This is a genomic window from Acinetobacter sp. YH16042 (assembly GCF_013417245.1).
Lineage (GTDB): Bacteria > Pseudomonadota > Gammaproteobacteria > Pseudomonadales > Moraxellaceae > Acinetobacter > Acinetobacter amyesii.
The window spans coordinates 128777-146685 of record NZ_VPEJ01000004.1 but is presented as its reverse complement, the minus strand read 5'-3'; the positions used below and the strand labels follow the sequence as shown (position 1 = coordinate 146685).

The following is a 17909-nucleotide window of genomic DNA, read 5'->3' as shown; positions in this document are numbered from 1 at the left end:
TGTAGTGTGAACATATCCATTTTAGCCAGTGCGATGCTATCATATTTAATTCTTATGTACATGTTGTGAGTAATATGCAGTATTCATTCAGTCTGGAACTTAATAGTGAAGTCGATACCCAAAACTTAGCTACCGTACTGGCGACGCATTTTACGACGGGTGTAGCGTATTTACTTGGTGACTTGGGTGCAGGAAAAACCACGTTAACCCGTTATTTTTTACAACACTTGGGTCATCAAGGTGCGGTAAAAAGTCCGACCTATACATTGGTTGAACCTTACAATATTCAAGGACAAGATATTTTTCATTTTGACTTATATCGTCTCAACGACCCCTATGAGCTTGAACTCATGGGCATCCGTGATTATTTAGAAACGCCGAATGCCCTATTTTTATTTGAATGGCCATCAAAAGGGGGCGACGAAATCCCTGCGGCTGATTTAATTATTAATATTGAAAAGTCTGCGGATGAAAGCACCCGTACAGCAACTTTAAGCTCTTCTTCAGAAACTTTGCAAAACGCTTTGGAGCAAAAATTTAACCATGCTGAATGAAATCAGTGCCCGCCGCATTCGAACGCTTGATCCTGCCTTAGCCAACCAAATTGCCGCAGGGGAAGTGATTGAACGTCCCGCTTCTGTGGTCAAAGAATTACTGGAAAATGCCATTGATGCAGGGGCGACTGAGCTGATTGTTCGTATTGAACAAGGCGGCAGTACACTGATTGAAATTATAGACAATGGTCGGGGCATCCACCCTGAAGATTTACCTTTGGCGGTCATGCGCCATGCCACCAGTAAAATCCAAACTGCTGAAGATTTACATGCCATTGTAAGTCTGGGCTTTCGTGGGGAAGCCTTGGCTTCGATCGCTGCGGTGTCTCGTTTGACACTGACCAGTAGCCAAAATGATGACGGTGTAGGCTATCAGGTCGAAGTAAATGGCACAGCATTTGATTCGCAAGAAATTCAGCCTGTGGCAGCGACGCAAGGCACAACCATCCGTGTGCAAGATTTATTTTTTAATGTGCCTGCACGGCGTAAGTTTCTCAAAAAACCGGGGACTGAGTTTGGACATATCGAAGAAATTGTCCGTCGTTTGGCACTGACCCATTTTGATCTACGTTTTGTCCTTGAGCATAACAATAGCATTAAGCTGAACTTGCCTATTGCAGATAGTGGTGCGCTGCGTTTTCAGCGGGTGCAACAATTATTAGGCCGTCAATTTACTGAAAATGCGTACTGGATGGATGCTGATAGCGTCAATATGCGTCTCAGTGGGTGGTTAGGTCATCCTTCAGATGCACGTGCGCAAGCCGATATGCAATATGTCTATGTGAATGGACGTATCGTAAAAGACAAGACCGTTTCACATGCACTTCGCATGGCCTATGACGGTATTTTGCATGGACATCAACATGCGGCTTATTTGTTATTTATGGAAGTTGATCCAGAAAATATCGATGTGAATGTGCATCCAACCAAGCATGAAATACGTTTTCTAAATCAACGTGAAGTACATGAGTTTGTGCGCCATTTTGCCAAATCGACTTTAGCGCAATTTCAAACCGCGACAGCCGAATTGTCATCTGCAATGAAACTCGACGGGCAGGCACACGAAAATATTATTCCGCAGCCGCGTCATCAGGAACAATTTTCATTACATCAATCTCAGCCAGTTGCAGAGCAAGGCTCAAATTTTGTCAGTCCAGAGATCTCAGGCGGACTCACTGACTTTAGTTCACCTGCAACAGTGCAATATGCTTCTAATCATGCGCCAACAGGGCAGGAAGCTTATACACAGCAATATTCAAATGCGTCGAACAATAGTGCTGGATATCAGTCAAATTTAGCGGGTTCCAGACAGCTCAATAATGCATTGCAAAGTTATTTGGCGCCTTTACGTCAAACTGAGTCGTTAAATGATCCGGATACCGCATTGGCTGAACATATTCAGCAGAAAGTCGATGAGCATCCTTTGGGGATTGCCATTGCGCAATTGCATGGTATTTATATTTTGGCCCAAAACACCGAAGGTTTAATCATTGTTGATATGCATGCTGCGCATGAGCGCATTGTTTTACAACAAATGAAAACGGCTTGGGATAAACCTGAGTTTTGGACATCACAGCAATTGCTGATTCCTAAAGTCGTCAGTATCAGTCGGATGCAAGCGATGCGCGTCGATGAGCTCAAAGAACAATTGGCACGCCTAGGTTTAGAAATAGACCAATATGGCGATGAGCAAGTCATTGTTCGTGGTGTTCCTGCCATTTTGCATAAAGCAGACTTTGATGCGCTGATTCCAGATTTATTAAATGATTTAGACCCAAGTGATCAGGTTGCAGGGTTACTACAAAAGCGTGATCAAATATTGGCAGGCATGGCTTGTCATGGCGCTGTACGCGCACACCGTATTTTAAGTCTATCTGAAATGAATGCATTACTGCGTCAGATGGAACAAACTGAATTTGCCAGCCAATGTAACCATGGACGTCCGACGTGGCGTGCGTTTCCATTGGCACAGCTAGATAAACTTTTTGCTCGGGGAGAGTAGTTTTACATGTCAAATCAATTGCCGGTCATCAACTTAATGGGACCAACTGCAAGCGGTAAAACCGCCTTGGCATGTGAGTTATACGAGCAAGGTGGATTCGAATTAATTTCAGTCGATTCTGCTTTGGTTTTTCAGGATATGGATATTGGTACGGCCAAGCCGAGTAAAGCTGAGTTGGAGAAATATCCACATCATTTGATTGATATTATCAGTCCGCTAGAAGTGTATTCGGCAGCGAACTTTGTGGAAGATGCGTGTGTGCTGATTGATGATATGCATGCCCGAGGTAAAACACCGATTTTAGTCGGTGGCACGATGTTGTATTACAAAGCTTTATTGGAAGGGTTGTCTTCAAACTTACCAAGTGCAGACTATGCTGTACGTGCTGAAATTGAAGCCAAAGCTGAGTCGCAAGGTTGGGACGCTGTATATGCAGAACTGTGCAATGTAGACCCATTGGCAGGTGAAAAATTTAAACCGAGTGATAAGCAACGAATTATCCGTGCGCTCGAAGTTTTTAAATTAACAGGTAAACCCATTACGCAGTTACAAGCTGAGCAACCTAAAAACGTACCATACCGTTACAATTTTCATAATTACGCATTATTGCCAGACCGATTAGAATTACATGAGCGTATAGCTCAACGTCTAAAAATAATGTGGGAAATTGGATTTTTAAATGAAGTGAAAGCTCTCATTGAAAAATACGATTTAGATGAAAATTTACCCTCTATGCGCTCAGTTGGATATCGTCAAGCTTTAGATTTTTTGAAAAATAGTGATCAAAGTAGCGAAAAACAGAGTGAAATGGAGGATAAGGCACTTTTTGCAACACGACAACTTGCAAAACGTCAATATACTTGGTTAAGATCTTTGCAAGAAACGCATAAATTTACTACATATTTAACTGCGCAGCAGGCTCAAGAAGACTTGCGAAAGTGCTACGGATAAAGCAAAATTTACAGACTACCTTTTTGATAATTTTTAATTGAAAAGTAAAGGTAGCTTTTGCGCTGATTTTTATTATTTTTTGGAGTTATAACATGTCTAAAGGTCAAACTTTACAAGATCCGTTCTTAAATTCTCTCCGTAAAGAACGTATTCCAGTGTCGATCTTCCTTGTAAACGGTATTAAATTGCAAGGTCATATTGAATCTTTCGACCAATACGTTGTTTTATTAAAAAATACTGTAAGCCAAATGGTTTACAAACACGCTATTTCAACTGTTGTTCCAGCACGTAACCCACGTCCTGCTGGTGCTCCTGCTGGTGCTCAAGGCGCTGCTGGCTTCGGTGGTCAACAAGGCGGCTTCGGCGGTCAACAAGGTGGCTTCGGTGGTCAAGGTGGCTTCGGTGGTCAAGGTGGCTTCGGTGGTCAAAGTGGCTTTGGTGGTCAAGGTGGCTTCGGTGGTCAAGGTGGCTTCGGTGGTCAAGGTGGCTTTGGTGGTCAAGGTGGCTTCGGTGGTCAAAGTGGTTTCGGCGGTCAAAATGCTGGTTTTGATGGCGAAACTAAATTTGAAGATGCTCAAGACGACGAAAACAACAATCGTTAATTGAATTAAAAAAAACCTCCCAAATGGGAGGTTTTTTTGCCTATAAAAGAGTAGATTGTTTTCACAAAGGGTATGTAATAATTACTAAAGTGCTGAATGATGATAAGAATCGACATAAAAAAACCAGCCGAAGCTGGTTTTTTGTTTATTCACTTATTTCTTTTTACGATCTAGAGTAGGATCTTTAATTTCAACATAGGCATTGTTGCGAATTTCACGTAACCAGCTGTCCAGTTCAGTGTCAAATTGACGCTCACCTAAAATCTGACGTGCCATACGTTCTTGTACTTCATGTGTCATGTCTTGTTGACGTGTATCTGTTACTTGCAGGATGTGCCAACCAAACTGAGATTGGAAAGGTTTGCTGATTTCACCTTTCGCTGTTGATTTCATCATCGCTTCAAATTCTGGAACCATAACACCTGGGCTAACCCAACCTAAACTACCACCATTGGCAGCAGAACCGGTGTCATTCGAGAATGTTGAAGCCAAGACAGCAAAATCTTCACCTTTTTGCAGGCGGTTATACAAGCTGTCTATCATTTGTTTTGCGTTTTCAGGACTCACCACTTCAGAAGGTTGAATCAAGATATGGCGAGTTTGGTATTGTGGAACAATGGCTTTTTGTTCGCCACCTTTACGGTCAACCAATTTTAAAACATGAACGCCATCACGTACTGAAATCAGTTCAGTGGTTTGACCGACTTGCAAAGGTGCTACACGTGCAGCAAGTTCATCTGGAATATCAGATAAGTTGCGGAAGCCCATATCTGCACCGTCAACTTTAATGTCTTTGGTGTTGTATTTGTTGGTAATCGCTTTAACATCGTTACTTGCTGCCAGTTCTTTGCGAATGTCTTCAGTGATTTTAACGGCATTATCACTGCTAGCAACGCGTACATGTAAGACGTGGACTTGATTACCTAGCGCAGCTTGACCTTGTGGTGAACTTAAGAAGTTTTTCACATCTTGGTCACTGATTTGAATACGAGAAGTGACCAACTGTTGGCGTAGGCGTTGTAACGCGATGTCTTCAGCGATACGTGCACGTAAACCTGCATAGGTATTTGGTGCAACAGCATCTAATTTTTGCTGAAACGCTTCTAAGCTTGGAGAGCCGGCATCTTTCGCAACTTTAAGTACGGCTTCATTGAGTGATTTTTCATCCGCTTTGACGTTATAGCGTTTCACTTGTTCAAGCTGTGCTTGGCGCGTAATCAGCTGTTCTAAAGCTTGTTGCTGCAAGTATTCGGTCGGTGGGGCGGTTTGTTTTTTTGCTTGAAGTTGGTGAATGATCTCGGCAATGCTTTGATCAAGATCACTACGTAGAATCACGCTATTGTCAACGACAGCTACAATTTCATCTTTAGGTTGCGCAGCAGCAAATACAGATACAGAAGTCGATAGGCAAAGTGCCAAAGCTGACGCTTTAAAAATTTGTTTTAACTGTTTTGTCTTCATTAACGTTCTGTCCAAGATTGATTAATATTGTTAAAACCCAACACTCGGTTTTCAAGCAAAGAGGTTAATTTATTGTTGAAGCCACCTAAACCTTTTAGGGTGAACTCCGCCATAATGGCACGTTTTGGTTTAACATCTGAAGATGTTACATCATCTAAATCGTTATAGTACGAACGACCATAAACTGAAACACCCCAGCAGCATGACTCGTAGTTCACACCAAGTAAATATTCACGCGCAATACTGTTGTCGAGGTCATATTGTGCATGACCGATAATACGCCAGTTATTGTGAATAGGTTGAATAAACGATGCTACTGCTTGGTCATAGCTGTCTTGGCGGTTCGGAATGTCTTTACGATAGAAATAACCGACATTGTATAAATTGCCTTTATTTCCTGTGTAATACATTTGAATATCGCGCTGAGCATTATCACCATTCGCCATCCATGCAGAATTGGCATTGACACTGATGCTGTCAGATAGCTGGCTAGAAATGCTCACGACAGGGCCAGTATGGCGTTCGGTATCAAATTTATCAGAGACGTTGTTTAGCGTGACGCGGCGGTCTTCAAAATAGAAACTTTGACCAACGCTAGCTTTTAAACGCTCAAGACCTACATCATCAAATAAACTATAGCTTAAACCTAGAGATGCGAAGTTGTTGTCTTCTAAACGGTCATTACCGTAGAAACGACGCGGGCTAAACAACTGGTCATAGTTAATTGATGCTGTGGTTGAGTCAAAGTTTGGGTTAGTGTCTTGGTTTTTGTATGGAGAATACGCGTAGAAGAAACGTGGCGTTAAAGTTTGTAGATAACGACCTTCGCGCTCCATCACAAGACCTGCATCTAAAGTAAATTGCGGTACAATGACCGATTTACTTTCACTACTAGAGTGATTGTTATTTGTATTGGCACGATCAACAGTATCTTGATCATAAATCGTGTTTACGTTACGAATAGACACTTCTGGAATTACAAAAGACCATGGGTTACGATAGTTATAACGCACACTAAAGTCGTTATAAATACGTGCACCACTTGGCTCATACATTGTCGCATCACTATTGTTTTGCGGAATATTATCGCCACGCAGATTCTTTTTAAAATATGCTGTATCGTTGTTAAATTCGTACTGTAAGCCGAGCGGATTACCAGTCTTGTAGTTCAGTAGGAATTGCGGCAAGCGCGCATACGGACGGTCTTCATCACTGACAGTTTTATCCAGTGTTTGGAAGTCTTCAACTTTAAGCTGTGCTTTTAGGCCGGGGATACCATTTTTATAATTGAGTTCCCATGCACGGCGTAAGTTCAGGTCAGTTTTTGAGTTTGGATTATTATTGAGATCTGAGAAATAGTCTTTATCAGATGCATAGTTATATTCTAAATTTGTCGTGAATTGATCGTTAATTTTCCAGTTATGGAGGAAATGTAAGTCTTTACGATCTTGATCGTCATACTTTTGGTCGGATGGTAAATAACCACCCCACACCATCCCTGAACCAAAGTTTTTGGTCAAATAACGGAATTCACCTTCCATCATTGCGCCACGGTCTGCAATATAACGTGGTGTTACCGTAGCATCATAGTTTGGCGCAAGGTTTAAATATACAGGTACTGCAAGCTCAATACCACCGTCATTGGTAAAACCAAAGCTCGGGGTCAAAATACCAGTGGTACGACGGTCATCAATCGGGAAGTTGAAATAGGGCACAGCCATCACAGGTACGTTTTTTACATATAATGTTGTACCTTTGGTTTCACCGCGGCCAGTTTCTTGATTCAGCTTAATTTTGTCTGCTTGAATTTTCCACGTTGGTTTTTCATCGGGTGGACAAGTGGTATAAACCGCATTTTCTAATTCTAGGGTTTCTGTTGAAGTGCGCGAAATTTTTTCAGCACGACCATGCGCATGCTGCTGTTCAGCAATAAAGAAACTGTTATTTAAATCACCTTGTTGGGTTTTTAAATTGTAATCAATTGAATCGCTTTGAGAAATTAGCCCAGACTGCGCCATTTGCACGCGGCCAGAAGCATTGGCGTAGGTTTGGGTTTTATCAATTTTGATTTGATCGGCACGAATTTGACGACCTTCTTGGTCAATCAGAACATTACCTTCAAGAATGGAGTCGCCATTCGGGTCAAAATGACCATAGTCAGCGGTAATGGTAGAGGTTGCATCTTCAGGTGCGACCGCTTTTGTCGTTGGCGCAACAGGGGTAATCCACGTGCCAGTACAAAATGCAGAACTTAATTGATTGGTGTTGCGAATCTGTGCTTCAGGTGCAGACTTATCGACATAATATTGTTCGAAGAACTGCTGCCCAGGATAAGCTTCTGAAATGCTTTGTTTGAGTTGTTCTGTATCGTCATCCGTGGACGGGTTTGAAACAGGTGCTGCATAGCTTGGTAACGAGCTACCACATAGAAGGGTTAAGATCGCAGTCGCTAAAGGATTAAATTTAAACTGATGCTTCATTTGTCTCATTAACCAGGTATGCTTAATCGCAATTAATTATTGTCGCATCATAGAGAAAAAGTTGATAAGTAGCTACACTTAGCACTTTAAAAACTCAGCCTGTATTAGAATTTATCGCAAATGAATACACAACGTGAACAATTGATACAAACATGGATTTCATCTGTACTCGGTTCAGATCAATTTGAAATTAACTTCTTAGCAGGCGATGCAAGCTTCCGTCGTTATGCACGAATCAAATTGAATAATAAAACATTTATGCTCATGGATGCACCACCAGAAAAAGAAGATTGTGGTCCTTTTGTGTCGATTGATGAATTTTTTGATGCACATGGCGTGCGTGTACCACATATCATGGCCAAAGACCTCGATCAAGGCTTCTTATTGTTAGAAGATTTTGGTGATGTTTTATTGTCCACGTTGTTGAATGATCAAACAGTAGACGCACATTATGCTCAAAGTTTTAAACAGTTGATTCAATTACAGTCAATTGATGGTACTGCTCATTTTCCTGCATACGCCTATGAAAAGCTGATTTCTGAAATGGAGCTGTTAACGGATTGGTTGTTGCCATCTTTACAGGTACAACCAACTGCAGAAGAATCGGCACTCATTAAACGTACCTTTGCTATCTTAGCCAATGCTGCATTGGCTCAGCCTCAAGTGATTGTGCATCGTGATTTTCATAGCCGTAATTTGATGGTACTAGATGGTGAGCAAGATCAGGGCGTGATTGATTTCCAAGATGCTGTGATTGGTGCAGATACTTATGATTTGATTTCTATTACACGTGATGCTTATGTGCAGTGGAATGCAGATCGCGTTTATGCATGGTTTAAAACATTCTATGATTTGCTACCTGCATCGGCAAAAGAAGGTCGTAGCTTTGAGCAATTCAAACAAGACGCAGACCTCATGGCGATTCAACGTCATATCAAAATTTTAGGTATTTTTGTGCGCTTATTTGAGCGTGATGGTAAGTCAGGTTATCTCAAAGATTTGCCGCGTGTGATGTGGTATTTACTTGAAGAAAGTAAACCGTATGCAGAATTACAACCTTTTATGCAATTTATTCAGGCTAAAGTATTGCCGAAATTTGAAGCCAAATACGGCACTTATGAGGTTGTTGCATAATGAAAGCCATGATTTTAGCGGCGGGTCTCGGAAATCGGATGCGCCCTTTAACATTGTATAAGCCAAAGCCGTTGCTTGAAGTGGGTGGAAAACCACTGATTGTTTGGCATATAGAAAAGCTAAAAAAAATTGGCGTAACTGAAATCATCATCAATTCTGCATGGCTTGCAGATATATTGATTGGTACTTTGGGCGATGGCTCGCAGTTTGGTGTGGATATTCGCTGGACACGTGAAGCAGAAGGCTTGGAAACAGCCGGTGGTATTATTAATGCCTTACCTTTGCTTGGAACAGAACCGTTTATTTTAGTCAATGGTGACGTTTGGACGACCTACGATTTTTCAGCCTTGCTCAATGTTGAGCTAAAAGATGACTTGGCACACTTGGTCTATGTGACTAACCCAACGCAACATCCAAAGGGTGATTTTATCTTGGATGCAGGGCGTAGTTATACCTTTGAGCAAGAACATACAGGCGAGGCACTCACCTATAGCGGGATCGCAGTTATACATCCAAACATGTTTAATGGATTGGAAGCTGGTAAGCGTTCGCTCGCACCTTTATTGAAACAGGCTATGTTGGATGGAAAAATTTCTGCAGAGAAAATGCAAACTGCGTGGGTTGATGTTGGCACACCTGAGCGTTTAAGTGATCTAGATCTACAGATTCGCCAAGGCATGTACGATTAAGTGCATATTCGCTAAGCGTTAGCTACTGTTCCACGGCTTAGAAATCGGTATACTTCAGTTAATTTTTATTGAGATGTCTTCTTTATGCATCCTTTTTTTCAAGACTTAAAGCAAGGTAGTCAAAAGCTTGGCTTAGATTTGAGTGAAGAAGCATTAAATCTATTGCTGAAATACCAAGATGCCCTAGTGCTGTGGAACAAAGCGTATAACTTGACTGCTATTCGTGATCCTAAAGAAATGTTGGTTAAGCATTTATTGGATAGCTTAAGTATCCTAAATGATTTGCCTGCAGGTCGTTTATTGGATATCGGTACGGGTGGTGGCATGCCGGGCATGATCATTGCACTGTGTCAGCCTGAACGTGAATGTGTGCTTTTAGATGCCAACGGTAAAAAAATTCGATTCTTAAAACAATTTATTGCTGACTTAAAACTAAAAAATGTCATTGCGGTACAAACACGTGTCGAAAATGAAGACAGCATTAATGAACTGGGGCAGTTTGATGTGATTACCAGTCGTGCTTTTGCATCGTTAACGGATTTTGTGGATGCGTCTAAACCGTATATGCATGCGCAAAGTATTATCGCGTCGATGAAAGGCTTAATTCCTGAAGAAGAAGTTGAAACACTAAAAAGTGATTTCAAGATTGATATCGTTGCATTAAAAGTTCCACGACTTGATGAGCAGCGTCATTTAATTTTTCTTAAACGTATTTAAAATTTTCAAAGGACTGGGGTTACCATGGCTCAAATTATTGCGATTGCAAACCAAAAGGGTGGCGTAGGTAAAACCACAACTGCTGTGAACTTGGCTGCATCTTTAGCCATATTAAAAAAACGAGTTTTACTTGTGGACATGGATTCACAAGGCAATGCCACGATGGGTTCGGGCATTCAAAAAAATGATTTGCTGTATTCAGTCACAGATGTCTTACTCGGCGAAGTGCCGATTGAAACCGCCATATATAAAGCGGAAGTGGGCTATAAAGTTTTAGGTGCAAACCGTGACTTGGCCGGTGTTGAACTGGCGATTGCGGATCAAGACGGTCGTGAGTTTATTTTGCGTGAAGCGTTGGCAAGTGTTGAAAAAGACTTCGACTATATTATTGTCGATTGTGCGCCAAGTTTAAGTTTGATCACTGTCAATGCACTTGCAGCGGTACGTGCGGTGCTGATTCCAATGCAGTGTGAATATTATGCATTGGAAGGTTTGGCTGACTTAACCCAAACCATTGACCGTATTCAGCAAGCTTTAAACCCAGATCTAGAGATCGTGGGTGTGCTTCGTACCATGTACGATGCGCGTAATGCCTTAACACGTGATGTGTCTGCTGAGCTTGAACAATACTTCGGTCAGAAACTTTATGACACGGTCATTCCGCGAAATATTCGTTTGGCTGAAGCGCCTGCGCACGGTTTACCAGTAATTTATTTTGAAAAAAGCTCGAAGGGTGCAGTTGCTTATTTGAACTTGGCAGCTGAGATGTTAAAAAAAACCAAAGTAAAAAAAGGAACTAAAGCATGACCGTAAAAAAACGCGGACTGGCTAAAGGTCGTGGTCTGGATGCCTTACTCGGCTCAATCCAAAAAGAAAAACTACAGCTCGAAGCAAAAGCTTTAGATCATGGACAGTTAAAACAAATTGATGTGCATTTATTGAAACGCGGCGAGTATCAACCGCGTCGTTTCATTAAAGAACAAGATTTACAAGAACTTGCTGCATCGATTGAAAAGCATGGTGTCATGCAACCAATCGTCATTCGTCCTGTCGAAGATGAAAAGCATCCCTACGAAATTATTGCAGGTGAGCGTCGTTGGCGTGCGGCTCAGCTTGCAGGTTTAACCGAAGTTCCAGCCATTGTTCGTGACTTGAGTGACCAAGTGGCAATTGCCTTGGCGTTGATTGAAAACATTCAACGTCAAGATTTGAACCCAATCGATCAAGCCATGGCTTTACAACGCTTCCATGACGAATTTGGTTTAAGTCATCAAGAGATTGCCGATACGGTTGGTAAAGCACGTACCACGATTAGTAACTTGCTACGCCTCTTGTCTTTAGCGGATCAAGTCAAAGACTTTATGCAGCAAGGTTTGCTCGATATGGGGCATGCACGTGCGATCTTGACGTTAAAAGCCAAAGATCAGCTTAAAGTTGCTGAAATGGTGATTGAAAAAAGTATGTCTGTACGTCAAACCGAACAATTTGTTCGTGATTTGAATGCACCAAAACAACAAAAAGCTAAACCAATTGTTTCATCAGACATTCAACAACTGACACAACGTCTCTCTGATCGTTTCAGTGCAGACGTGAAAATTGATCATAATAAACAAGGGAAAGGCAAGCTGGTGATTAGCTACCATACTCTTGAAGAGCTAGATGGCATTTTAAATATTTGTCTAGCTGAATAATTTTTAAATTCGATTTATTGGGGAAAATCAAATGTGGGAATTAGTCAAAGCGGGCGGGTGGTTAATGATCCCGCTCGTCATTTGTTCGATCTTTACGGTAGCCATTACCATTGAGCGCTTTATTCGTTTAAAGAAATCAATGGTGTTGCCAAAAGACTTGATGATGAATGTAAACACATCGGTGAAAGATGTGGTGCAGCAGCTAAAGCAAAGTCCAACTTTACAGCAAAGTACATTGGGTCGTGTATTGGGCGCAGGTTACGCTAGTAAAGATCAAAACGAGCAATATGCACGTGCGCAAATGGAAGTCACAGCGTCACAAGAAATTGGTTATTTAGAAAAAAATATCAACTTTTTGGGCACCTTAAGCGCTGTTGCACCGTTACTAGGTTTGTTGGGTACGGTGATCGGTATCATTGAAGCATTCTTAATGATTGATATTGGTACCAATAGTGATCCAGTGTTGATGATGCCGGGTATTTCTAAAGCATTGATCACCACTGCGGCTGGTATGTTAATTGCTGTGCCTGCATTATTTGCGCATCGCTATTTCCAACGTTTGGTTCAGGAATATGTGGCTGAGTTAGAACAGCAGTCGACATTGTTTCATGCCGCTTTGTTTTATAAAAAAACACCTGAAGTAGAAAGTCAGGACATTCAGAAAGCCAGCTGAGTGGAGACTGCGCATGAAATTTAAACGTCGTCAGGTTGAAGATATTCATATCAACCTCACACCGATGATTGACTGTTTGATGTTTATTTTGGTGTTCTTGTTGCTCTCGACTACCTTTAATCAGATGAGTCGAATGAACCTCACTTTGCCAGATGCACAAGGTGTTCCACCTAAAAACTATGATCAAAAAATTGAAGTTGTGGTGGATTCAACAGGACATTATTCTGTCAATGGTCAGTCATTGGCCAGTAAAGAAGTTTCTGATTTGAATACTGCAATTAAACAGACAGCCAATGATCGTCGTGATTTAATGTTTGTGATTGCCGCAGATGCAAAAGCAACACATCAAGATGTGATTCGGGTGATGGATGTTGCAGGTCAACTTGGATTTGTGAATGTCAACATCAGTACTAAAGTTCCAACTCGAGGTTATTAGTGAAGCACGATTTTAAGGTCTATTTACGCCTATTAAGTTATTTAAAACCTTTTTGGGGAATCGGCCTGCTGGTTTTGCTTGGTTTCGGTATTAATGCTGCGACAGAAGTTTCTGTCGCAAAATTATTGGAACGCATTATTGAAGCCATTCAAAACAAAGATCAAAGCTTTACAACCTTATTTCCACTCTTGGTGGTTTTATTGATGTTCTTCCGTGGACTCGGTTTGTTCATGGGGGGATATTTTACCGCAGTGATTTCTCGAAACTTAATCTTTAATATTCGTCAGCAAGTGTTCGCAAAACTCATGCGTTTGCCTTCGCAATATTATTTAGATAATTCGAGCGGTCATATCACTGCAAAAATTATGTATAACGTTGAACAGTTGACGGCAGCATCATCTGAGTCACTGAAAACGATTGTACAACAGGGTCTGATTACCATCGCATTATTGGGTTATTTGCTCTATACCAACTGGCGTTTAACTCTGTGTATTTTGATTTTTGGTCCAATTATTGGGCTGATTATCCGTAAAGCATCCAAGCGCATGCGTAAATTATCCATGCAAGTGCAAAGTACCATGGGTGATGTTAACCATGTGGTGCAAGAGACAGTGCAAGGCAACCTAGTGGTTAAGGGCTTTGCAGGGCAAGATTATGAACAAAAACGTTTTTATGAAAGCTCAATGGAGAACTTACGCCGCGGCTTAAAAATGGTTGTGGTGCAACAACTCAATAGCCCAATTGTTCAGCTGATTATGTCGATCGCGCTCAGTATCGTGATGTATATCGCGCTACGCCCTGAGATTTTACAAGATACAACAGCGGGTGAGTTTGTAGCGTATATCACTGCCGCAGGTATGCTGAGTAAGCCAATTAAAACCTTGACGGATGTCAACGAAAAACTACAACGAGGCATGGCAGCAGCTTATTCAGTTTTTGAATTGCTTGATATGCCTGAAGAAGTAAATAACGGCACGCTGAAGCCTGCTTTGAAAGGCGATGTCGAATTTAAAAATGTTAATTTGATCTATGCTGATGGTCACCATGCGATTCATGACTTCAATTTAAAAATCAATGCAGGGCAAACCGTTGCATTGGTTGGGCGTTCAGGTGCAGGTAAAACCTCACTGGTCAATCTTTTGGTGCGTTACCAAGAGGTGTCGTCAGGACAGTTGTTGCTTGATCAGCATGATATTCACGACATAGAACTCAATAGCTTGCGTACTCAGATTTCGATGGTCAATCAGCAAGTGGTTTTGTTTAACCGTACTGTGCGTGAAAATATTGCTTATGGACAGCTCGAGCATGCAACAGATGAACAAGTCATTGCTGCTGCTAAAGCTGCATTTGCACATGATTTTATTATGGATTTACCGCAAGGTTATGACACGCCGTTGGGTGCCCAAGGTTTAAATCTGTCTGGTGGTCAACGTCAACGGATTGCAATTGCGCGTGCGATTTTGAAAAATGCACCGATTTTAATTTTAGATGAAGCGACCAGTGCACTAGATAACGAATCTGAATTTTTTATTCAGCAAGCATTTGACGCTGCGATGCAAGATCGTACCACGATCGTGATTGCGCATCGTTTATCGACCATTGAAAATGCAGACTGTATTGTAGTGATGGATAAAGGGCGTATTATTGAACAAGGTTCTCATACGGAATTGATGGCACAACGTGGTGCATATTACCAACTTCATCAGCGTAATTTTGAGGAAAATTAAGTCATGTCTTTTACACAATTGATTCAGGATGCTTGGAATGAACAGGCAAAGTGGCTCGTTGTGTTTAGACCTTTGTCATGGCTTTATCGTGGCGGCTTTTTACTCAATAAAAAACTCTATCAATCAGGTATAAAGCAAAGCTATAAAGCGCCCATTCCAGTCATGGTCATTGGTAACATCACAGTCGGTGGAAGTGGTAAAACCCCTTTGCTCATTCACTTGGTTAGTTATTTAAATAGCTTAAAGCTGCGTGTTGGTGTGATCAGTCGTGGCTATGGTGGTCAAGGACCATTTCCGGCCTATGTGGATTTAGATTCGACGGCTGAAATCGTGGGTGATGAACCGAGCTTAATCGTTCAGTCTACAGGTGTGCCGATGGCGGTCGGTCCAAATCGCCAACAAAGTATTGAGTTGCTGCTATCTAAGCATGAATTGGATTTGATTATCTGTGATGATGGTTTGCAGCATTGGGCGCTTCAACGCCAGTTGGAGTGGATCGTACTGGATAATAACCGTGGTTTAGGCAATGAAAAATTATTACCTGAAGGTTATTTGCGTGAACCGAAAAAGCGCCTTGCCAGTGGAACGGTCATTGAGCATTCAGCAGATCCAAGTTCTCCACTGAATATGCACCTAGAAGCGGCGCAGCCTTATTTGCTCAATAAAGATCTTGTGACGACATTTGATGCAAATAAAGATTTTTATGCCGTAGTGGGTATCGGTTTTCCGCAACGATTTTATAAAACCCTAGAAAACATGGGGATTCATCAATTTCAATGTCATGAATTCCCAGATCATTATGAATATGAACTGAGTGATTTGCAATTTGAAGATGCCAATCCCATCATTACCACTGAAAAAGATGCAGTTAAAATTTTAGCGATCCTCAAAAATAATCCAGATTTTAAAAGAGAAATATGGGTTGTTCCTGTAGATGCAGTGTTGTCACCTGCGTGTTATGAAACTTTGCATGCGCAGTTGAAAAAACTGGGTCTGAAACTTCCCGAAGGCATTTAATTTATGAAACATATTGTTATTCCTGCACGTTTTTCAAGTTCACGTTTACCGGGTAAGCCTTTACTTGAAATTCATGGTCGTCCGATGATTTTACGTGTGGTCGATCAAGCCAAAAAAGTTGCAGGATTCGATGATCTTTGTGTCGCTACAGATGATGAGCGTATTGCAGCAGTGTGTCGTGCAGAAGGGGTTGATGTGGTACTGACCTCTGCAGAGCATCCATCAGGGACAGATCGTTTAAGTGAAGTTGCATGCATCAAAGGTTGGGCGAGTGATGACATTATTGTCAATGTGCAAGGTGATGAACCTTTGCTTCCCGCTCAATTGGTAAAACAAGTTGCACAATTACTTGTTGATCAACCGACATGTTCGATGTCGACGCTCTGTGAGCCGATTCATAGTCTAGATGAGTTTCAACGTGACAGTATCGTCAAAGTGGTGATGTCAAAGCACAATCAAGCGCTGTATTTCAGCCGTGCGACTATTCCTTATGACCGTGATGGTGCAAAGCAAGCTGAACAAACCTTGCATGATCAGGCTTATCGTCATTTAGGCCTATATGCATACCGCGTAAAACTCCTACAAGAATATGTCACTTGGGATATGGGTGTGCTGGAAAAATTAGAAAGCCTTGAACAATTACGCGTTTTGGAAAATGGTCACCGTATTGCCATTGCTGTGGCAGAAGCGAACCTTCCACCGGGCGTAGATACTCAAGCTGACCTTGATCGTTTGAACCAAATGGATGTTTCGAACTTCGAATAAGGTTAAACGATTTATGCAAAATGAAATTGTGGCGCAAGTGTACCCTTGGCAGAAAAATACATGGAATACATTAACCAGCCGTTTTCCACAATTGGGACATGGCGTGCTTTTGTATGGCAAAAAAGGCTGTGGTAAAGAGGCATTTGCAAAACAATTTCTTGCATGGGTGCTGTGTCAAAAACGTGATGAGCGAACTGAGCCGTGTGGTGAGTGCGGGAGTTGCCAGTGGTTAAAGTCAGATACACATCCAAATTTTGTCCATATCAGTACAGATGAAGACAATAAAAAGCAAAACGCCAAAATTAAAATCGAGAAAATTCGTGATTTATTGCCTTTTGTACAGCAAACCGTAGACGGTTGGCGAGTTGTGTTGATTGAGCCTGCTGAAGCATTAAACATTGCATCATCAAATGCGTTGCTGAAAACACTGGAAGAGCCGGGCGAACGCATTGTGATTATGTTGTTGGCAGAGCATTATTTGAAATTGCCGGCAACTATTCGTAGTCGAATGCAGCACTATGCCTTGGATCGTATTGAACCCGAACAATCACAGCAATATTTACAGCAGCATTTGCCCGATAGTGGTGAAACCCAGCGCAAAGTTCTCATGAACTTAGCCAGTCAAATGCCATTACAAGCGATTTCATTGGCAAGTAGTGAATGGCTAAATATGCGCCAAGAGTTTCTACAAGATTGGCAAAAACTTGTGACACAAAAAAACATGCCGATGGCAATTGCGAGCAAGTGGAATAAAGCACTGAGTTTTAGTGATTTTAGTCAAATGTTTGAATACTTGTTGTCCGATATAATTTGTGTCAAGCTAAATCAATCCATAAAAAATATAGATTTGGATTTTGGGGTGTTGGCAGAGCAATATTCGCTCGAAACACTCTTTGGGATTTATACAGAATTACAGCAGTCTAAGCGGTTCATCGAGCAGAACGTACAGGGGAATCTGGTCGTAGATGAGCTTTGCATCAAACTGATGAATGTTTAATTAAGGGGAAACA

The 17909-nt window shown here is 41.6% G+C and carries 17 protein-coding genes; 15 read left to right on the top strand and 2 right to left on the bottom strand.

Annotation, left to right across the window (positions count from 1 at the left end):
• The first annotated feature begins 74 nt into the window (after window positions 1-74).
• The 4 genes from tsaE (at window position 75) to hfq (ending at window position 4109) form a co-directional block, all read left to right on the top strand.
• Window positions 75-554, top strand: a complete 480-nt coding sequence (tsaE, locus tag FTV37_RS04625) for a tRNA (adenosine(37)-N6)-threonylcarbamoyltransferase complex ATPase subunit type 1 TsaE (protein WP_180063141.1) — start codon at window positions 75-77, stop codon at window positions 552-554.
• Window positions 544-2556, top strand: a complete 2013-nt coding sequence (gene mutL, locus FTV37_RS04620) for a DNA mismatch repair endonuclease MutL (RefSeq protein WP_180063140.1) — start codon at window positions 544-546, stop codon at window positions 2554-2556. Before tsaE ends, mutL begins: the two co-directional genes overlap by 11 nt.
• A gap of 6 nt (window positions 2557-2562) precedes the next feature.
• On the top strand, window positions 2563-3507 hold the full coding sequence (gene miaA / locus FTV37_RS04615; protein WP_180026934.1) for a tRNA (adenosine(37)-N6)-dimethylallyltransferase MiaA: 945 nt from the start codon (window positions 2563-2565) through the stop codon (window positions 3505-3507).
• Window positions 3508-3599: 92 nt separating this feature from the next.
• A complete protein-coding gene (gene hfq / locus FTV37_RS04610; protein WP_180026935.1) occupies window positions 3600-4109 on the top strand; it encodes an RNA chaperone Hfq in 510 nt (169 codons plus the stop codon).
• Window positions 4110-4262: 153 nt separating this feature from the next.
• Here hfq and FTV37_RS04605 read toward each other — a convergent pair whose 3' ends face one another.
• Both FTV37_RS04605 and FTV37_RS04600 read right to left on the bottom strand, forming a co-directional pair.
• Window positions 4263-5570, bottom strand: coding sequence for a peptidylprolyl isomerase (locus tag FTV37_RS04605; protein ID WP_180063139.1), 1308 nt, complete (start codon window positions 5568-5570; stop codon window positions 4263-4265).
• Window positions 5570-8050: an LPS-assembly protein LptD gene (locus FTV37_RS04600; RefSeq protein WP_168378884.1), complete on the bottom strand. Its 2481-nt coding sequence runs from the start codon at window positions 8048-8050 to the stop codon at window positions 5570-5572. Before FTV37_RS04600 ends, FTV37_RS04605 begins: the two co-directional genes overlap by 1 nt.
• A 120-nt stretch (window positions 8051-8170) precedes the next feature.
• On the opposite strand from FTV37_RS04600, the gene FTV37_RS04595 reads away from it, so the two are divergent.
• From FTV37_RS04595 to FTV37_RS04545, 11 genes are all read left to right on the top strand, one after another.
• A complete protein-coding gene (locus FTV37_RS04595) occupies window positions 8171-9184 on the top strand; it encodes an aminoglycoside phosphotransferase family protein (RefSeq protein ID WP_180063138.1) in 1014 nt (337 codons plus the stop codon).
• Window positions 9184-9873: an N-acetylmuramate alpha-1-phosphate uridylyltransferase MurU gene (gene murU / locus FTV37_RS04590; RefSeq protein WP_180063137.1), complete on the top strand. Its 690-nt coding sequence runs from the start codon at window positions 9184-9186 to the stop codon at window positions 9871-9873. Before FTV37_RS04595 ends, murU begins: the two co-directional genes overlap by 1 nt.
• 84 nt (window positions 9874-9957) lie before the next feature.
• Entirely contained in the window at window positions 9958-10590 is a 633-nt protein-coding gene (gene rsmG / locus FTV37_RS04585) for a 16S rRNA (guanine(527)-N(7))-methyltransferase RsmG (protein ID WP_180003083.1), read from the top strand.
• 24 nt (window positions 10591-10614) lie between these two features.
• Window positions 10615-11397 (top strand): ParA family protein, encoded by a 783-nt coding sequence (locus tag FTV37_RS04580; RefSeq protein WP_078188958.1) that lies wholly within the window; start codon window positions 10615-10617, stop codon window positions 11395-11397.
• Window positions 11394-12281, top strand: coding sequence for a ParB/RepB/Spo0J family partition protein (locus tag FTV37_RS04575; RefSeq protein WP_111885065.1), 888 nt, complete (start codon window positions 11394-11396; stop codon window positions 12279-12281). The genes FTV37_RS04580 and FTV37_RS04575 overlap by 4 nt, the downstream gene beginning before the upstream one ends.
• A gap of 31 nt (window positions 12282-12312) precedes the next feature.
• Window positions 12313-12954 (top strand): MotA/TolQ/ExbB proton channel family protein, encoded by a 642-nt coding sequence (locus FTV37_RS04570; RefSeq protein WP_078188956.1) that lies wholly within the window; start codon window positions 12313-12315, stop codon window positions 12952-12954.
• Window positions 12955-12967: 13 nt separating this feature from the next.
• Window positions 12968-13390: a biopolymer transporter ExbD gene (locus tag FTV37_RS04565; RefSeq protein ID WP_168378890.1), complete on the top strand. Its 423-nt coding sequence runs from the start codon at window positions 12968-12970 to the stop codon at window positions 13388-13390.
• Window positions 13390-15117: a lipid A export permease/ATP-binding protein MsbA gene (gene msbA, locus FTV37_RS04560; protein ID WP_168378891.1), complete on the top strand. Its 1728-nt coding sequence runs from the start codon at window positions 13390-13392 to the stop codon at window positions 15115-15117. Before FTV37_RS04565 ends, msbA begins: the two co-directional genes overlap by 1 nt.
• Before the next feature lie 3 nt (window positions 15118-15120).
• The gene (lpxK, locus tag FTV37_RS04555; protein WP_168378892.1) at window positions 15121-16134 is read left to right on the top strand and encodes a tetraacyldisaccharide 4'-kinase; all 1014 of its coding nucleotides are present in this window, start codon (window positions 15121-15123) and stop codon (window positions 16132-16134) included.
• 3 nt (window positions 16135-16137) lie between these two features.
• Entirely contained in the window at window positions 16138-16899 is a 762-nt protein-coding gene (gene kdsB, locus FTV37_RS04550) for a 3-deoxy-manno-octulosonate cytidylyltransferase (protein ID WP_180007338.1), read from the top strand.
• Window positions 16900-16912: 13 nt separating this feature from the next.
• Complete coding sequence (locus FTV37_RS04545; protein WP_180063136.1) at window positions 16913-17896, top strand: DNA polymerase III subunit delta'; 984 nt, start codon at window positions 16913-16915, stop codon at window positions 17894-17896.
• Window positions 17897-17909 lie beyond the last annotated feature (13 nt).

Bases quoted from the DNA above. Each gene is read 5' to 3' on its own strand.
- FTV37_RS04545 (WP_180063136.1), top strand. From the start codon at position 16,913: ATGCAAAATGAAATTGTGGCGCAAGTGTACCCTTGGCAGAAAAATACA.
- murU (WP_180063137.1), top strand. From the start codon at position 9,184: ATGAAAGCCATGATTTTAGCGGCGGGTCTCGGAAATCGGATGCGCCCT.
- FTV37_RS04565 (WP_168378890.1), top strand. From the start codon at position 12,968: ATGAAATTTAAACGTCGTCAGGTTGAAGATATTCATATCAACCTCACA.
- kdsB (WP_180007338.1), top strand. From the start codon at position 16,138: ATGAAACATATTGTTATTCCTGCACGTTTTTCAAGTTCACGTTTACCG.
- miaA (WP_180026934.1), top strand. From the start codon at position 2,563: ATGTCAAATCAATTGCCGGTCATCAACTTAATGGGACCAACTGCAAGC.
- FTV37_RS04600 (WP_168378884.1), bottom strand. From the start codon at position 8,050: ATGAAGCATCAGTTTAAATTTAATCCTTTAGCGACTGCGATCTTAACC.
- hfq (WP_180026935.1), top strand. From the start codon at position 3,600: ATGTCTAAAGGTCAAACTTTACAAGATCCGTTCTTAAATTCTCTCCGT.
- lpxK (WP_168378892.1), top strand. From the start codon at position 15,121: ATGTCTTTTACACAATTGATTCAGGATGCTTGGAATGAACAGGCAAAG.
- tsaE (WP_180063141.1), top strand. From the start codon at position 75: ATGCAGTATTCATTCAGTCTGGAACTTAATAGTGAAGTCGATACCCAA.
- rsmG (WP_180003083.1), top strand. From the start codon at position 9,958: ATGCATCCTTTTTTTCAAGACTTAAAGCAAGGTAGTCAAAAGCTTGGC.
- FTV37_RS04595 (WP_180063138.1), top strand. From the start codon at position 8,171: ATGAATACACAACGTGAACAATTGATACAAACATGGATTTCATCTGTA.
- FTV37_RS04575 (WP_111885065.1), top strand. From the start codon at position 11,394: ATGACCGTAAAAAAACGCGGACTGGCTAAAGGTCGTGGTCTGGATGCC.
- FTV37_RS04570 (WP_078188956.1), top strand. From the start codon at position 12,313: ATGTGGGAATTAGTCAAAGCGGGCGGGTGGTTAATGATCCCGCTCGTC.
- FTV37_RS04605 (WP_180063139.1), bottom strand. From the start codon at position 5,570: ATGAAGACAAAACAGTTAAAACAAATTTTTAAAGCGTCAGCTTTGGCA.
- FTV37_RS04580 (WP_078188958.1), top strand. From the start codon at position 10,615: ATGGCTCAAATTATTGCGATTGCAAACCAAAAGGGTGGCGTAGGTAAA.
- mutL (WP_180063140.1), top strand. From the start codon at position 544: ATGCTGAATGAAATCAGTGCCCGCCGCATTCGAACGCTTGATCCTGCC.